This window comes from Pseudomonas sp. Colony2 (assembly GCF_019382755.1).
GTDB lineage: Bacteria > Pseudomonadota > Gammaproteobacteria > Pseudomonadales > Pseudomonadaceae > Aquipseudomonas.
This window is the reverse complement of record NZ_CP080030.1, coordinates 3,330,390-3,346,642: the sequence shown is the minus strand read 5'-3', so window position 1 is coordinate 3,346,642 and position 16,253 is coordinate 3,330,390. Positions and strand designations below refer to the sequence as shown.

16 protein-coding genes, 1 tRNA gene and 1 pseudogene are annotated in these 16,253 nt (G+C 58.9%); 8 read left to right on the top strand and 10 right to left on the bottom strand.

All coding sequences use genetic code 11. The annotated features are described in order from the left end of the window. Position 1 precedes the first annotated feature (1 nt). Both JV201_RS13325 and JV201_RS13320 read right to left on the bottom strand, forming a co-directional pair. Positions 2 to 88: transfer RNA gene (locus JV201_RS13325), tRNA-Leu, on the bottom strand. Positions 89 to 910: 822 nt separating this feature from the next. Then, positions 911 to 1,519 carry a LysE family translocator gene (locus tag JV201_RS13320; protein ID WP_177081501.1) on the bottom strand — a complete coding sequence of 203 codons (609 nt, stop codon included), beginning with the start codon at positions 1,517 to 1,519 and terminating at the stop codon, positions 911 to 913. A 216-nt stretch (positions 1,520 to 1,735) separates the two neighbouring features. Here JV201_RS13320 and JV201_RS13315 point away from each other — a divergent pair, with 216 nt between their 5' ends. Genes JV201_RS13315 through JV201_RS13305 form a run of 3 tightly spaced genes read left to right on the top strand, consistent with a single transcriptional unit; the run spans position 1,736 to position 5,440 of the window. Then, positions 1,736 to 2,875 (top strand): merozoite surface protein 3b, encoded by a 1,140-nt coding sequence (locus JV201_RS13315; protein ID WP_219407052.1) that lies wholly within the window; start codon positions 1,736 to 1,738, stop codon positions 2,873 to 2,875. After that, on the top strand, positions 2,875 to 4,062 hold the full coding sequence (locus tag JV201_RS13310; protein WP_219407051.1) for a DUF6384 family protein: 1,188 nt from the start codon (positions 2,875 to 2,877) through the stop codon (positions 4,060 to 4,062). Before JV201_RS13315 ends, JV201_RS13310 begins: the two co-directional genes overlap by 1 nt. A gap of 4 nt (positions 4,063 to 4,066) precedes the next feature. Continuing rightward, positions 4,067 to 5,440: a hypothetical protein gene (locus JV201_RS13305; RefSeq protein ID WP_219407050.1), complete on the top strand. Its 1,374-nt coding sequence runs from the start codon at positions 4,067 to 4,069 to the stop codon at positions 5,438 to 5,440. A 34-nt stretch (positions 5,441 to 5,474) separates the two neighbouring features. Here JV201_RS13305 and JV201_RS13300 read toward each other — a convergent pair whose 3' ends face one another. Both JV201_RS13300 and JV201_RS13295 read right to left on the bottom strand, forming a co-directional pair. Then, positions 5,475 to 5,798, bottom strand: a complete 324-nt coding sequence (locus JV201_RS13300) for a helix-turn-helix domain-containing protein (RefSeq protein WP_003207700.1) — start codon at positions 5,796 to 5,798, stop codon at positions 5,475 to 5,477. An 80-nt stretch (positions 5,799 to 5,878) separates the two neighbouring features. Beyond that, on the bottom strand, positions 5,879 to 6,397 hold the full coding sequence (locus JV201_RS13295; protein WP_003207698.1) for a DUF1993 family protein: 519 nt from the start codon (positions 6,395 to 6,397) through the stop codon (positions 5,879 to 5,881). A gap of 145 nt (positions 6,398 to 6,542) precedes the next feature. On the opposite strand from JV201_RS13295, the gene JV201_RS13290 reads away from it, so the two are divergent. After that, entirely contained in the window at positions 6,543 to 7,499 is a 957-nt protein-coding gene (locus JV201_RS13290; RefSeq protein WP_219407049.1) for a glycoside hydrolase family 6 protein, read from the top strand. Positions 7,500 to 7,505: 6 nt separating this feature from the next. Beyond that, positions 7,506 to 7,826 (top strand): hypothetical protein, encoded by a 321-nt coding sequence (locus tag JV201_RS13285; protein WP_177020017.1) that lies wholly within the window; start codon positions 7,506 to 7,508, stop codon positions 7,824 to 7,826. A 100-nt stretch (positions 7,827 to 7,926) separates the two neighbouring features. Here JV201_RS13285 and JV201_RS13280 read toward each other — a convergent pair whose 3' ends face one another. Beyond that, positions 7,927 to 8,067, bottom strand: coding sequence for a hypothetical protein (locus JV201_RS13280; RefSeq protein WP_219407048.1), 141 nt, complete (start codon positions 8,065 to 8,067; stop codon positions 7,927 to 7,929). Here JV201_RS13280 and JV201_RS13275 point away from each other — a divergent pair. After that, positions 8,066 to 8,446, top strand: coding sequence for a DUF1090 family protein (locus tag JV201_RS13275; RefSeq protein WP_003207691.1), 381 nt, complete (start codon positions 8,066 to 8,068; stop codon positions 8,444 to 8,446). The genes JV201_RS13280 and JV201_RS13275 overlap by 2 nt on opposite strands. A 100-nt stretch (positions 8,447 to 8,546) precedes the next feature. Here the strand turns inward: JV201_RS13275 and JV201_RS13270 are convergent, their stop codons facing one another. Beyond that, positions 8,547 to 9,083: a spore coat protein U domain-containing protein gene (locus JV201_RS13270; RefSeq protein ID WP_102606117.1), complete on the bottom strand. Its 537-nt coding sequence runs from the start codon at positions 9,081 to 9,083 to the stop codon at positions 8,547 to 8,549. A 263-nt stretch (positions 9,084 to 9,346) separates the two neighbouring features. Then, entirely contained in the window at positions 9,347 to 10,303 is a 957-nt protein-coding gene (locus tag JV201_RS13265) for a GlxA family transcriptional regulator (RefSeq protein ID WP_177021945.1), read from the bottom strand. Positions 10,304 to 10,439: 136 nt separating this feature from the next. On the opposite strand from JV201_RS13265, the gene JV201_RS13260 reads away from it, so the two are divergent. After that, positions 10,440 to 11,408: an alpha/beta fold hydrolase gene (locus JV201_RS13260; RefSeq protein WP_257903318.1), complete on the top strand. Its 969-nt coding sequence runs from the start codon at positions 10,440 to 10,442 to the stop codon at positions 11,406 to 11,408. A gap of 488 nt (positions 11,409 to 11,896) precedes the next feature. Next, positions 11,897 to 12,035, top strand: a pseudogene (locus tag JV201_RS29675) (DUF159 family protein); the annotation flags it as partial. A gap of 25 nt (positions 12,036 to 12,060) precedes the next feature. Here the strand turns inward: JV201_RS29675 and JV201_RS13255 are convergent. The 3 genes from JV201_RS13255 to JV201_RS13245 all read right to left on the bottom strand — a co-directional run bounded on the left by JV201_RS13255 (position 12,061) and on the right by JV201_RS13245 (position 15,563). Continuing rightward, positions 12,061 to 12,243 (bottom strand): hypothetical protein, encoded by a 183-nt coding sequence (locus tag JV201_RS13255; RefSeq protein ID WP_023658797.1) that lies wholly within the window; start codon positions 12,241 to 12,243, stop codon positions 12,061 to 12,063. Then, the gene (locus JV201_RS13250) at positions 12,240 to 13,391 is read right to left on the bottom strand and encodes a PepSY domain-containing protein (RefSeq protein ID WP_177008549.1); all 1,152 of its coding nucleotides are present in this window, start codon (positions 13,389 to 13,391) and stop codon (positions 12,240 to 12,242) included. Before JV201_RS13250 ends, JV201_RS13255 begins: the two co-directional genes overlap by 4 nt. Positions 13,392 to 13,460: 69 nt before the next feature. After that, the gene (locus JV201_RS13245; protein ID WP_003207678.1) at positions 13,461 to 15,563 is read right to left on the bottom strand and encodes a TonB-dependent siderophore receptor; all 2,103 of its coding nucleotides are present in this window, start codon (positions 15,561 to 15,563) and stop codon (positions 13,461 to 13,463) included. Between the last annotated feature and the right edge of the window lie 690 nt (positions 15,564 to 16,253).

The following is a 16,253-nucleotide window of genomic DNA, read 5'->3' as shown; positions in this document are numbered from 1 at the left end:
ATGGTGCCCGAAGCCGGAATCGAACCGGCACGCCCTTACGAGCGGGGGATTTTAAGTCCCATGCGTCTACCAGTTTCGCCATTCGGGCGGTAGCGCTATGCAGCAGGCCAAGCAGCGTTAAAAGCCCTTGCGCGTTGCCGCAGGCTAGGGAATATATAGATCAAGCCCCCTCGATGCAAGGTCGGGTGCGGGCTTTTTCAAACAATCAAGCGGCGCCCTGGCAAACAAAAAAGCTCGCCAGATCAGTCATCTACAGATTTTTCAGGCGGGAGTGGGCAATGGCGATACCGACCGCTTCACCAGGTGCCGCACCCGTGCCCCACCTGCATCAGGAAAAATAAGTCATTACCGCAATAACCACTGAAACCCAAACCAGGGTCATCAAAAACGACAGCGCAGCCAATGTCTTGCCCATTTGCCTACTCGCCCCGATGAAATCACTTCAAGGAACCCTCCCAGCGCCGCTTGAGAATAGCCACGCACGACGCAGTTCGCCTTCAACCTCCCACGAAAATCGTGGATACGATACTCCACGCAAAAGGTTAGTTCCTTCAGCAGTCCCGCCCACAAGTTACTGAGCCGCTGTTTATTCCCTGATACCCCAAAATGATCATCCCCGGCTTTCCTGCTCCTGCGGCGCCCCGGCCCATCTGATACGCTTTTTTCTTCTGCATCTGCCCCTGTATCGAAAACCGCCCTGCCCTGACAATACACCCACTCCCGACACGCCCGTGGAGCCCGGCAGGAACCGTCCTGCCGGCCCGTTCATTTCGGAGGCCTTATGGCTAAGATGGCATTTTTCCTGTTCGGTTTTCTTGCGCTGACCATCGCAATTGGTCTGCTGGCCACCATCTCACCGGTCTAGGATCCATGGCCTGCTGACGCAACCCGCTGGAGGTCAGAGGGCGTGTCAGCCGGCAAAAAACATCGGATACAACGACAGCACCAACAGCGCCGCCATCGACCAGTTGAACACCCGCAACCAGCGTGGCTCGCGCAGTACATTGCGCAAGCCGCTGCCACAGCCGGCCCATACGCAAACGCTGGGCAGGTTTACCAAGGCAAACACCGCAGCAATCAACAGCACGTTGGTGACATAACCCTCGGCAGGCGTGTAGGTGGTGATCGCGCCCAATGCCATGACCCAGGCCTTGGGGTTGACCCACTGGAAGGCCGCCGCACCGAGAAACGTCATGGGTTTGCGCTTGTTATCGGTGTCATCGGACATCGCGCTGGACGTTGCGATTTTCCAGGCGAGGTACAGCAAATACGCCGCCCCCACATAACGCAATACGGTGTAGGCCCACGGCAACGCCTTGAACACTTCTCCCAGGCCCAGGCCCACGGCGATCACCAACAACATGAAGCCAATGCTGATCCCCAGTGCATGGGGAATCGAGCGAATAAAACCGAAGTTCACCCCGGACGCCAGCAACATGGTGTTATTGGGACCAGGGGTGATTGAGGACACAAAGGCGAACAACGCGAAAGCTGAAAGCAGGCTTGAAGACATGAGCATGGCGCGACATCCGAACGAGTACTGTGGCCGTGACAGTAGAACGTTGCGCCAGCCTGCGCCCCGTACAGCTACGGGTAGATACGGTCATACACTTCGCCAGGCTCGCCAATAAGCGCCCTCCAACCAAACTGCAATTGGTTTGCCTTCATTGATCGGTATACTTGCGCCCTTCTCTGCACTGCACACTGTGCTGAACACATCCTGAAAGGACACTCGATGAGCAACTACCTCGACCGCGCGCTGACGGGCCTGCGGACCCTGGGCATCAATCTTCTGCAGCCGGTTCCAGATGCACCGGTACTGGTATTGCTGGACCGCGTGGCCCAGTACGACACCGCCAAAGTCACCGCTATCGCTGCCGTGCTGCAACAGTCGACCACCTTCAACAGCGTGGTTCGCGAGCAGATTGCCGGCATGGATATCTCCACACGCTTCATGGACATCACCCAGAGCTTCACCTCAATCCGCGAAGACGCGGCCGCCATGGCCGGCTGGATGGATGACGGGCGCCTGGATACGCTGGAGAAGCTCAAGCTGAGCTGGATGAACCTGCGTCGTGGCTCGATCCCCAGCCGCTTCAGCGAGATCCGTGAAAACTACCTGCAGGTGTGCAAGTCGGCCAATGACCAGATCTCCCGGGAAACGGTGATTCTGGAAGCCTACCTGGATTTTCGCATGGCCATGAAAGCGGCCGAGGTCGATGCCCAACAAGTGCTCGCCCTGGCCGGCCAGGTCCTGGAGCAGCGTACCCAGGCGTTAAACGAGGCCAACGCCCAAGTCACGGCTGCCGAAACCCTGGCGCCGGCCGAACGCGCGGCCTTGGAATTGCGCCGTGACGAAGCCGTACGCGCGCTGCAGGACGAAGACAAGCGCTACCAGATCGTCAAGGACATCGCCGATGACCTGAAGGTCGGCTACAACACGGCCGAAATGGTCTTCGCCCGGATCAACCAGGTGCATGTGATCAAGGAGCGCCAGTACCAGCGCATGGTCTCGTTCTTCTCTACCAACGAAGTGGTGTTGACCGGCCTCGCGGTGTCGTTCACCAGCAACAGTGGACTGGCCGAAGCCACCAACACGCTGAATGCCACCACCGACGGCATCAGCAAGGGCCTTGAAGCCCTGGGCAGCACCGGCAACACCCAATTGGAAGCGGCGGTCAAGGCCAGCTATGGCTCCACCATCAAGGTCGACTCGGTGCGCGCCCTGGCCGACGCCACCCTGAGTTTCCAGACGGACATGCACGGCCTGACGGAAACCTACCGCGCTGAATCCAGCAAAGCGTCCCGTGACATCGCCGAAGCCGTCGAAGAGGCCAAACGCAAGTTCGCCGCATTGCTGACCAAGGCCGCTTGATGAGCGACATTCTTCTCTCCGAGCAACTCGGCGCGATGGCGCTGGTGGATCAACTGCGCCACCAGCAGATGGCGGTGGAAAAGGACTTGAGCCTGCCCCAACGCCGCGCAGAAGTGGCGGCGCGCATCCGCGAGTATTACCAGAACAACGGCATTCAATTTACCGAAGCGCAGATCGATCAGGGCGTGCGCGAATTCTTTTCCAAACGCCTGGTGTTCGAGGCCCCGGAACTGAGTGCGCTTGACCGCTTCTGGAGCAAAGTACTGCTCAGGCGGCATCGCGGCATACTCGTCATCCAGCTCATCGCGGTCACCTTGCTGGTGGTGCAATGCAGCCGGGTGATGGTCGCCAGACACGAGATCCTAGAGGCTCAAAGAGCGGCCATCGCCGTCGAGACGAACGCGGCACAAAAACAATCAGACATAGCCCACCTGAAGGCTCGCTTGAGCGCCGTGCAACAGGACCCGGCCTATATTGAGGGCGGCGACCTGTTCAGTGCCTTGCCCCGACTGAATACCAAGGCCGAACATGCCCTGGCCATGGTCGATACCTCCGGGGTCGATTACGCCAGTGAGCAGATCGGCGTGCTGGAGGCGTTTTTAGCCAAGGTCAAGGCAGTCCAGCCGATGACCGACCAGCTCAACGAGTTGACCCGCAAAGTCGCCGACATTCACCTGCCCGCCGCCGACAGTAAAGCGACGCGGGGCATGCAGGCCGAATTGGTCATGATCAAAGACCTCATCGGGAAATTCGAGATCGAAAAAGCCGGCGGCCAACTCAGGGCCCTGCGTGCCAACACCGAACTGATCCCCAAGGAGGTGACCATTCGGGTTGTCGACCGGCCCGGCACGCCGTCCGGTGTCGAGCGCTGCTACGACAAGGCGCTGTGTAATTCCAATCCTGGTTCGACCCAGGGCAAGAGCTGGTATTTGGTTGTCGAAGCCGTCGACCTGTCGGACAGACCGGTTCTACTGCCCACCGTCAGCAGTGAGACCGGCACCGGCGCGTGGGCCAGCCAGTTCGCTGTGCGGGTACCGCAGGCCGAATACCTGAAGGTCAAGGCCGACAAACTCGACGACGGCCACCTGACCCACCGTGTGATCGGCCGCAAGCCAGCCGGCAGGATGGAAGTCACCTACTTGAGCCAACGGACCACCGACCCGCTCGAAACGATATTGGAGTGGTGAAGACATGACGCCTGACACCCTGATCGGCATCACCGAACGTAACTCCCGCAACGCCGAGCTGAGGATTCGCACGGCCGAGCAACACCTGTCTGAACTGCTCGGCGAGCAACTGGCGCTGGAGCAGGACATTACCCAGCGCCTGGGTAAAATCGCGGCCCTGCACCTGGACCAGGGCAACACGCAGAACGAGCAAGTCGCCGCCGCCCTGAACCTGCGCCAACAGTCCCAGGACCTGCTCCACCAGCAACTGCGCGACGCTGAGCAGACCGTGGCCCAGGCGCTGGCGGGCAAGGAAAAACTGCAAGCGCGAGCCGACACCCTCGACCAGCAAGCCCGGCAATCCCTGGAACAAAACCCCGACTACGCCCGCCAGGTCGAGCAACTGGACCTGGCCCAGGCCGCCCACCGAGAACACGTCAGCGGTTATGAAGACTTGCGCCAGGAGTGCGCACTGAAGCGTCCGACCTTTGATACCAACCTGGTCTACGTCTACCTGCGCGGACACGCCTTCGGCACCGACCAATACCGGCGCAACCGCCTGAACCGCTGGATGGACAACTGGCTGGCGACTAAGGTGAACTACCTCGCCAACCGCAAGAACGAGCTGAGCCTGATCGCCCTTGGTGAGCGAAACGAGGCCTTGCAGGCCGAGCGCATCGCCCTGATCAGCGCCTTGAGTGCCAGCGTCGATGCGCAACTGGCTCAGGCACGTGACCAGTTGGGACAGGCCTCAATTCAACCCGAGCTCGACACCCTGCAACGCGTAGTCGACAACGCCAAGCGCCAGGCCAATGCCATCCAGGAAAAACTCGGCAGCTACTCACGCAACGAAGACCCGCAGTACCAGCGCGCACGCCAGTTGCTCACTGACCAGTTGAAAACCCGCAGCATCGGCGAATTGATCGACCTGGCCAGCCACACCCCGGACGACGCCGACGACCTGATCGTCGAGCAACTGCAAACCCTGAACCTGCGCTTGAAAGCGGTGGTACAGCAACTGGCGGATACCCAGGAAGAGGCCGTGGTACACCAGAACAGCTACCAGCGTGCCAAAGACCTGGAGCGCAAAGTTCGCAACGATGCGTTTACCGGCCGCGATGTTTATTTTGACCTGTCGACTGACTTCGAGCGTCTGGTAGAGAGCTACATGACCCAGGGTGCAACCCTTGGCCAGGTTGTGGATGTGCTAAGCCGGGGCCTTAAAATCGTGCGCCGCAGTCAGGTAGCGGCAGGGGCGACGCGAGGCTATGTCAGCGCATCGATCAGCCCTGTCGTCCTTGGCGTCGCCACCGTCGAAAGCAGCAATAACAACACGGCCAGCTTTTCGACGTCAGGCAGTACAGGCGGCGGCAGCTTCAGGACGACCGACAGCTTCTAGCCTGGCGCGAAGCAAATCCGGGACTTCCTCGTTGCTAGCTGTCAGACAACGAGGAGGTGATCTGCGCAATCGCATCCTGATCCAGCCCGTCCAGCGTGCGGTAGTGGTTGATGATCAACGTCTCCTTGTCACTCAGGGTGGCCTGGTTGATAACCGCCCTTTCCCCCGTCAACACGTAAAGCACGTCCACGCCTTTATGCCGGATGGCAATCAGGTAATCGGACTTGGGCGCCCGCGCGCCACTTTCGTAGTGCACCTGAGCATTCGCACCCACACCGCCAATCGCACCAAACTCCTGTTGGGAGAGCCCCAGGATCTTGCGTTCCTCTTTCAGGCGGATGCCGAGTTTATCGTCCATGGCGGGTACCTCAATAAACGTGTTTAACACCCACCATACGCTTATGCGCAGGAGCGGGGTCTATTCATTCGGGTGGCTACCTATTGCGTGCGCACGAAGGCGAACATATGCGGCACGTAATCGGCCTTGCCGAGCGGCACACCGTTATGGCGAAGGATGTTATAGACGGTCATCAGGTGAAAATAGAACTGTGGAATGGCCCAATTGACCGCGTATTCGTAGGCAGTCATGTCGAAAATAGTACCGTCGGGAAGTTCTATCGAGATAGCGCGCTCGCTGCTGTCGATGAGTTCGCGATCTGCCGAGGCGAGGGCTTGCAGGGTTTGCTCGATCAACCCACGCGCCTCGCTCAGGGTTGCGGGTGTGCTCAGAACCGGCAGCGGTTGATGGGTGAGACGCTGGACCGATTCCTGGGCCTGGGTGCACGCAAACCGGATTTGCGTTGCGAGGGTGTGCATGTCGGGCGCCAGCCGCGCGCTCAGCAGGTTTCGCGGGTCATAGCCCAACTCGCCGGCATGCGCCTCGCCTTTGGACAAAAGCCCCTTGAGCGAGCGCAACATCTGCGCAAAGCAAGGGACGGTGATTACATAGGTCGACATCGTTCTTCCTTGACTGGATGCTGAGCGTGGGAGCATGCCATGGGCACGGTCTGCGCGGCTAGCCGGCAAGCTTCATGCAGCTTCACGTGACGTCAGCGGCGAGCCGACTTACCTTGGCCACCCGCCCCTCTTACTGGTATAGAGCGTGCTAAAGATCGCCACCCTTGCCGCCGGCTTTATCTGCCTGTCGATGCTGCCTGCTGCCCAGGCGAGTGATGGGTTCTACGTCAACCCGCAGTCCACCGCCGCACAGTGGGTCCAGCAGCACCCCGATACGCCTGCCACTGCAAGCATCCGCTCAACCATTGCCGAGGTGCCCAGTGCCCTGTGGCTGACCGGCACCAGCCAGGCCATAGGAACGCTGGCCGAGCGCGTCAATCGCTATGTAACCGCTGCCGCCAGCGCTGATAAAACACCGATTTTGGTGGCCTATAACCTGCCCCACCGCGACTGCAGCGGTGGCGCCTCGAAGGGTGGCGCACCGGCAGCGGCGGAGTACCGGGGCTGGATAGACCAACTGATCAAAGGCATTGGAGACCAGCCGGCGCTGGTTATCTTGGAGCCGGACGCACTGGCAGACCTGCAGTGCCTGGACAAGAACAAGCGCGCCGAGCGGCTGGGGCTAATCAATTACGCCGTATCGGGGTTCAACCAGCGCGCACGCCATGCCGATGTTTATCTGGACGCTGGCAATCCAGGCTGGAAATCCCCAGGCGCCATGGCCGATGCGTTGAATGCAGCCGGGGTGAAACAGATCCGGGGGTTTGCCCTGAATATCGCCAACTTCTACACCCTCGCCCAGGTGCGCAGTTATGGTGATGCCATCAATGCCAGGTTGTTAAGCGAATACGCCTATACAAGAGCCGTGGCGGTGGATACCAGCCGCAACGGCAATGGTGCGAATCCTGGAGACTGGTGCAACCCGGTGGGGCGCAGACTGGGCATGCCACCGCAAGTGCTTTCGCCACGGTTGGTTGCCCTATGGATCAAACTCCCGGGCAATTCGGACGGTGCGTCTTCGAAGAAAACCGATTGTCATGAAGGCCCGGCGGCAGGCACCTTCAGTGCCGAACTGGCACTTCGCCTGATTGATGGACACTAACGGCGAATGAGCCTTGCATCACCTGGACTCATTGCTCAGGATAGCGCTCTTGAGCTGAACATCGGCAGGGAAGCAGCAGGTTACCGAGGCCGACAACACATGACGCTCCATCAAGATAGCCCGCTGCACATAGAGGTGTGCCAGCGCCAGAAACACCTCTGGTTCTGGCTCCCAATTGGTCTTTTGATGGTTTTCTTGACGATTACCTCGACGATTTTCCTGGGTACAAATCCGCCGGAATGGATGTTTGTCGCACTCAACTTTGGCTGGGCAATCGTCGCGCTGACACTGCTGGTGAAGCTATCGGGTGTTTGTTGCGCCAAGTGAAGCACCCAGGCGTTTCAGCTTGCATCGCGCATCACTCGGGCTCGTGCCCTCACCTTGATACGTCGTCAATGCCAGACAAACAACGTGAAACAACTCACATTTATGGAGTTTCACGGTTGAAGGTCAAAATTTGACCAAATATATTTCGCCCCACCCGAGCGCTCACCTCTATACGGATATTGTTCTGCGCCTGCTCGGGCACCCGGAGATGCGCAGGCAATAAAACATTGAGGTTTGCCATGCGTCTTTCCAAACTCGCCCCAGCCGCCGCCCTGTTCAGCCTGTTCACTTTGCCCGCCCACGCCGCCGACCTGTCTGCCCTCACCGGTGCCCTGTCATCTGCCTTGGGGGGTGCCGGCAACAGCAACAACACCGTCAACGCCAACAGTGCCTCCTGCCAGCAGCAGATCCGCGACCTGCAGACCAATATCAATGCGGCCAATGCCAAGGGCGATACCTTGCGCGCGACCGCGTTCCAGGCAGCACTGACACAAACCAACAAGAGCTGCAGCAACAGTACCTACAACACCCAGGCACAAGTGGACACTAACCCTCAGCGCCAGCAAAACGTGAATAAGGCTGCGGACGCAATCAACGCAATTGGTGGCCTGTTCAAGTAACTCGAGCTGCCCGGCAGAAAGCCCGCGCTTGCGGGCTTTTTTCTGCATCGCACTGTCCAGGTAAATCAGTCCCCTTTACCCCAGGCGACACGCCCCATACTCAAAACGTCAGCGTGACGGCAATTGTGTCGGTGTAAGTACCGGCAGGCAAACCCACCTTGCCCGGTGATTTACCGTAAATGCTCACTGTTTGCGCAACCCCGGTGCTGGCCGCGAGATTGATAGTGCCGTTGTTGGCAAGAATTTGCGTGTGGGCGGCGTCGGTGTAGATGTCATAGGGCGCAAAGTGGCCGGCACCGTCTGCCAGGGCACGCGTTCCACCGGTGGATTTGCCATCATTGGCGCCGGACGTGATGGTCAATACCGGCGAAGTACCCGCCGAGCATTGAATAGACAAAGGCGCCCCGCCGCCGCCCAGCACTTGCCCATCAGCCTCGGTATACAGGGTGTTGGCGGTACCAAAGTTCAACGCACCGAAATTCAAGCCTGTGGTGCCTCCTACGCCGTTGACCAGGCAACTGTTGATCAATATCAGCGACGCACTGATTTGACCGGTGACGGTGGTCGCGGCCTGCGAGCCGGACACCCAGGCCAGTGTCGTCAACGCCAGTAAGACTCTTGAGATAAGTCCATTCATGAAGCTCTCCTTATGACTTGCCAACCCAGCGCGCCGATTCAGGTCCCTGAGGTGGACCCTTGACACTTGTACAAGGATGGCCGATGCGTAGAAGGTTAGTCAGTCAGGAGGAAACTGCCAGCCCGAGGCCAATCGCTGTCACTTGCGGGAGGTTGCCTGGAGAACTTTTCGGCCTTGTACCCGCAGGAATCACTGGCCAGTTTTCGCTCCGTCGCTGCACGTCAGCGAACGGGTATCGGAACCCGGAAATTACAGGTACCTCCCTATCGATGATAAGCCTTCCGGTAGGTTGTGGGGCTCACGCCCACGATCGAGAAAAAGTGCTGACGTAACGACAGGCTTGTACCAAACCCGCAAGCGTCAGCGATCGACTCGACGCTATGGTCGGTGGTTTCAAGTTGCAGTTGGACAGCCTTGATTCGCTCATTCGTGAGCCACTTTCCAAACGTCGAGCCGGTCAGTTGCTTGAAGTGCCGAGTGAAACTGCGTCGACTCATCGCCAGCCTCGTCGCCACTTGATCGATTGACAACGGTTGTTCCAGGTTTGCCCGAAGCCAGTCCAGCAACTGGCCGAGACGCTGGTCGCTTGCGCCTTGAGGAACAGGCTGGCTGATGAACTGGGCCTGGCCTCCGTCGCGATGGGGGGAAACCAGCAGTTGACGCGCCAACGCGTTGGCAACCCCCCGCCCGTAGATCCGCCTGACGATATGAATACAGCAATCGAGCCCTGCGGCCACGCCTGCAGAGGTCAGGATTTGCTGCGCCTCGACATAGAGCACTTTGGGGTCCACTTCAATGCGTGGGAAATCTCGCGCCAGATGCGCCGCCCACGCCCAGTGCGTGGTTGCCCGCTTGTCGCACAGCAGGCCCGCATGGGCAAGCACGAACGCCCCCAGGCACAGGCCGACCACCAGCGCGCCTCGTTCATGGGCTGCCTGAAGCGTTTCGAGGAGTGCGCTCGGCGGCCTTTCGGTGACGTCCCGCCAGCTGGGAATGATGACGATGTCAGCTCCTGCAACCTGGTCCAAACCATGGTCACAGTGGATCGCGAAACCGGCGTTGGTAACCAGCGCCCCCTCTTCGCCCGCGCAGACCACCAATTCAAACCAGGGCGAATCCCCCACTCGGCGATCTTTACCAAATACGAGGCACGGCACAGAAAGGTGAAAGGGGCTGATGCCGTTAAAGGCGATGACTGCAACTTTCACACTTTTTTTCATAGGGCGGGCCTGATCGAGATTGGCCCGATTCTAATGAAAATGGTCATTGGGCCAATGGTGTGAGTTCCCGGATGCGTTCACTCTGATCGCAGCTGCATTTCACCGGGAAATGCGCAAATCAGAGCTCAGGGCCTCAATGAACATCGCCACCTTTTGCACGCTGGGAGCACTTATGACCACTCTTTCGATGACCGCACCGGCACACGCCAGCGAACCGGTGCCGTCCGTCCCCTATACCACCGAGTCCACTGACTATCATTGGTCCAGTGTGGACGGCGTGAGGGTTTTCTATCGCGAGGCCGGCCCCAGGGACGCGCCGCCCCTGGTGCTGCTCCATGGCTACCCTTCGTCCTCGCGCATGTGGGATTCGCTGATCCCGCTGCTTGCTGACCGGTATCACGTGATCGCCCCCGACTACCCCGGGTTCGGCAGAAGCGACGCGCCCTCGGCCGCGACCTACACCTACACGTTTGACCATCTGGCCGACACCATGAGCAAGCTGCTCACGCAATTGCAGATCCATGAATACACCCTGTTTATGCAGGACTACGGCGGCCCGGTAGGCTTTCGGATGATCCTCAACGCGCCGCAAAAACTGCACGGCATCATCATCCAGAACGCCAATGCCTATGACGAAGGCCTGGGTGCCAAATGGGCGAACATCGCCAAGTACTGGAAGGCTCCCGCCGAGCATCCCGAACAAGTCGATGGGTTCACGGGGTACGAAGGCACGAAGCAGCGTCATCTGGGCACCAGCCCTCATCCCGAGCGTTACAACCCTGATGCCTGGGAGGACGAGTTTGCCGCCTTATCCCGTCCGGGCCAGCGGGCGATACAGTCGGCGTTGTTGCTGGACTACCAGAACAACGTGGCCTCTTACCCAAAATGGCAGCAATGGTTGAAAGACAACCAACCGCCGATGTTGGTCATGTGGGGAAAATACGACCCGTCGTTCATTGTGCCGGGAGCCATGCGCTACAAGGATGATGTGCCGGGGGCCGAGGTTCATATTCTGGACGCGGGGCATTTCGCGCTCGATGAAAAAACCGAGCAGATCGCCAGCCTGACGCGTCAGTTCATGGCGCGTATCACCGCCGGTAAATAGTAAAGAGTGGGAGGCCCGCGCCCGACTGATCGTCGGGTAACCCTGCAGTTCGTCGCCTCAAGCATTCCACTTCACCCAATCTCGAWTACTGTATRCACATACAGYAYTCGRAATACCTMCYATGAAYATCGACGAAGACACCTGCGGGTGGCTTGGCATCCCCACGCCTCTCGAAATGCACAAACARCATGCCCGGCTGCTSGAGAAYGAGATYCAGGARCTGAACCTGCAACTGCGCAAGGCSCGGGCGGAYATMTTCGGCCTRGTCGMGATGCTGRCAGARGCRCAGGCAAAGAAMGAWGAGTTYGCYGGATACCTCANGCTGCGCGGTGCCGAAGCTGCAGCGATGAGGAAGCAGATCGCCAACCTCACCACTTCAGATCGACTCAGCACGCGCGAGGCCGAGAGGCTGCGCAGTGTGCTGAACGAACTGATGTCTCACCCGAAAACCATTGTCTAAGCTCAGGTTTCAGGTTGAGGGCTTGGCCATGTGCGGAAGACTTTCCCAGTACAGCGGCATTCACGACTTCGTCGCGGCGCTGAGCATGCAATGCCCTGGCGAACTCCGTGGGTGAGTTGCCGCTGGGAGAAAATCGACCTGCAACCGAGTGGAAGCTGACGCTGTTGATGACGGCGCGGAGGATCGCGCCAATCATCGTTTGGCTGAACGCAAACGCAGCCAAACCACCCCGACCAGCCCCAACGGCACCCCCAGGCTGAGCCATGAAAGCAGGTCATAGACGCCGTCACCGATCAGCGCCGAGAGCAATCCGAACAGGCTTAGAACAAAGAGCAACAGCGGCCAGCGAAAGATCATCCACAGTCCGCGCCTCATGATCGGCCCCCCATTTCCGGCCCGCTGGCATGCAATTCATCCAAGCGTTTTTGCAACGGTACCTTGCGACGGCTCAGCCACAGGTAGAGCCCACTGCCGAGGATGACGATGCTGATGAGATCGAGCAGCGTCCAGATGATCTTCAGCGGCACACCACCGTAATCACCAAAATGCAGCGGCTGCGAAACCAGCAAGGTTTTCACGTACAACGGCATCTCACGCATGTCGGTCAGCTCGCCGGTACTCGCATCCACCAGGGCCGGCTTGAGCAATCGCGCAGTGAGCGGCGTGGTGCCGCGCATGAACACTGCGTAATGGTGCTGGCTGCTGAACTGAGTACCGGGAAAGGCGATGAAGCTGGGCTCCATGCCTGGCGCCGCCTTACGCGCGGTATCCAGCGCTTTTTGCAACGACCCGAGGCGCTCCAGCGGCGGCGCATCCTTGTAGGGCGCGGTCATCTGCGCCAACTGGTCACTCTGCCAAAAGTCGAAAATGGGCAATGCCAGCGTATTGATCACGCCTGTCAGCCCCACCACCAACACCCAGGCGAGGGTGACGATGCCGAGCACGTTATGCAGGTCCAGCCACTTCAAGCGTGAACTGCGCCCGTTGCGCACAGTGGCGAAGTCCAGCTTGCGCATGAACGGTGTGTACACCACCACGCCGGACACCAGCGCCGCGACCAACAGCAGCCCCATGAAACCGAGGAACAGATAACCGGGCAACCCCATGAATAAATCGGTATGCAGGCGCAACATCAGGTTCATGAACCCTTCGTCTGGCGGCACCGCAGGAAATAACTCGCCAGTGCGTGTATCGAACGACTGCGAATGCCCCTCGATCGGTGGCGGCATAATGCTCGTTGCCGTGTACACCGTACCGAGCGGACTTTCCGGATCGAAACCGACAAAACGCACGACCTCCCCCGGCTGCGCCACCAATGCACTGGCAATGACGGTGTCGTAGTCGATTCGTGGTGTATCGGCGGTCAGCGGGCGCAGGGGCGGCGGCGGCTCGAAGTAGTGCTCAATCTCTTCATGAAAGATCAGTGGCAGCCCCGTCAGGCACAGCAACAACAGGAAAACGGTAGCGATCAGGCTGGTCCATTTGTGGACCAGAAACCAGATACGCAAGGTGCGTGCAGTCATGCTCGGTGGTTTTCCTTAAAGCGCCAGGCTCGCCGCGCGTCACGGGGCACAGCGAGCCCCCAGGCGGTATCAGTATTTCCAGGTAACAGACGCTACCAGGTTACGCGGGGCGCCGTAGCTGGCGGTCGTGGCACTGTTGTACAGCGATAGCAGGTATTTGCGATCGGTGACGTTGTTCAGGTTCAGCGACGTGCTCCAGTTGCTGTCGATGTCATAGCTGGCCATGAAATCGAGCAACGCGTAGGCGTTCTGGTGGATGGCACTGTTCGTGTCGTTTTCCACTGCACTCTGCCAGCTTACCCGTGTACCGATCTTGGCTTGGGGCAAACTTGGCAAGCGATAGGTGAGCATGCCGCGCACGCTATGAGTTGGCACATACTTACGGGCCTTGTCGCCATCGTCGTTGTCGATGCGCACGTAGGTATACCCGGCGAGCACGTCCAGGCCGGGTAGCGCTTCGCCAGAGGCTTGCAGCTCTACTCCGTGACTCTTGTAATCCATGGGGTCGTAAACGGACCGGCCACCCACCAGGCCGACATACTCCGCGACATTCTGCTGTTCGGTCTTGAACGCCGCGGCGGTGACGTTGAGGCGGTCATCCAGCAAGCTGCCCTTCACACCGGCTTCCATGCTTTTGCCTTCAAGCGGAGCAAGCAGTTTGCCGTCCCTGCCCAGGTTGTACTGAGCGCTGTAGATTTTTGTCCAGCTGCCATACACGCTCCACTGCTTGTCCAGGTCGTAGACCAGGCCGGTGTAAGGCGTCACCTTGCCATGTGCGCGGGTGTAGTAGTCGGAACCATAGCTGTCGCCGGAAGCGTCCAGGCTGATCATCCGCGCGCCGGCGATCCAGTGAAGATCATCGGCCAGACTGAATCGGGCACCGGCGTACACGCTTTTCTGAGTGTCCGTGAAATTCTGCGTATTGGCGTCGCTGGTAAACAGGAACGATGGATGCGCCAGATTGCCCGCCAGCACATCCGAGAATGAAACGTCGTAGTAGCCATCTGCAGCCGCATCGTATTCCCGGGCCTTCTGATGGGTGCGGCCATAGGCGGCACCGAGGGTCAACTCATGCTCTCGGCCAAACAGGCTGAACGGGCCGGAGACCTTGGCCTCGCCCAGCAACTGATGAGCCTCGCTGGTGGTATTGGCGGCAAACACTGAGGCGTCATCACCGCTGACCCCGGCGACATACATCATGTTGGTGTCTTGCTTTTCGGTAATGCCCGTGGCGGTGACCGTAGCGTTCCAGCCGTTGCCAAAATCATGCTTGAGCTCAGCGAATGTGCGCTGGGTACGCAGGTTCCAATAGGTCCATGGCTGGCCGATGCTGGAGCTGCGGCTGCCATAGTGAATGGCGTTGCCATCGTTATCCACCAACGGCAAGTTACCCCAGGTGCTGCCGTTTGAATTGCTGTCGTGCTGGGAGAAACCCACGGTTACGGTGTCGGCATCGGACACATCGAACGCCAACAACCCGGCAGCGACGTTGCGCTCATGGCTGTATCGATCCATCCACGAGTTGCCCTTGTCGTGGGAGTAAATGAAGCGGCCGCGTACGTTGCCGGTATCCGTCAACGGCCCGGAAACGTCCACGTCCACACGACGGCCATCCCATGAGCTGACGCTGGTATCGATTTGCGCCTGGAAGGTCTCGGTCGGACGTTTGCGTACGAAATTGACCGTGGCCGACGGGTTGCCAGCCCCGCTCATTAAACCATTGGCGCCATGCAGGATGTCGATCTGCTCGAACTCGGCCAAGTCCTGATCACCGACCAATACGGTTCCCACGAAGGGCATGCCCACGCCATCGTATTCAAAGTTGTTGATATCGAAGCCGCGCGAGGTGAATTCCGTACGATCGGTTTCGGTTTGCTCCACGGTCACCGAGGGCGCAGCACGCAGCGCATCCTTGATGCCCGTAATCTTGAAGTCATCCAGGGCTTGCCGAGTGATGGTGGTCACGGCCTGCGGGGTTTCCTTGTCCGTCAAGCCCAGACGGGTAGTGCTGGACGACGGGTTGCTTTTGTAGCCCACGGTTGGACCGTCAATAGGTTCACTACTCGCTTCGATCTGGGTAGTCGGCAACGTCAAGTCTTCGGTGGCGTGAACGAGGGACGCAGCGCTGCAAGCGCCAGCAAGCAACAGACTGGCAGAAAAGTGATGTTTCAAAACGAGGATTCCTACGACGAGTGGGTCAAGCGCGTTAACATTTCGAGAATGCTAATAGGAATCTAACTCAATTACAAAGTTATGTCGGACATTTTTTTCACATTTCGAAACATTTACTGTCGGGTACATTTGGCTACATTTGTCGTTTGAAAATGGGAAGGCGCGGAACACTGAAGATTCGCCGTTGAGAAGATTTCGGCCGCGGCTCAGGCCGCGAGATTGAATGAGGGCGACTGATTCTGCACCGAGTGGCTCCGATTCCACATCGAGCCATGTACTACCCAGTGGATTCGTCGGGAGCTGAAGCTGATGAAGCGCGAAGGCCTGTCAGCAACCTCACTCCAGTAAGAACCCATCCGCACACTCCTTTTTATGGGCACAAGGGTATTCACATGCCTCAGAAAGAAGGTTCAGGAACAGCGTCTGACTGAGATTGGCTGGGGAGCCAGGGCGCTAGTACCGTAGTCGTGGAAGGAATCGCCGGGGTCAATTCATGAACTCCGGCCGAAGACCGCAAAGAAGATTGATGCCTGCGTTGGAGCTATCGCTAAACGACAAAATGGAAAAGATCCGGGGGGCGGCTCTTTTTTTCGAGCTCAATAAAAAACCCCGTAGACGTTAATCTACGGGGTTTTTAAGAGTGGAGGCCGAGGTCGGAATCGAACCGGCGTAGGCGGATTTGCAATCCAC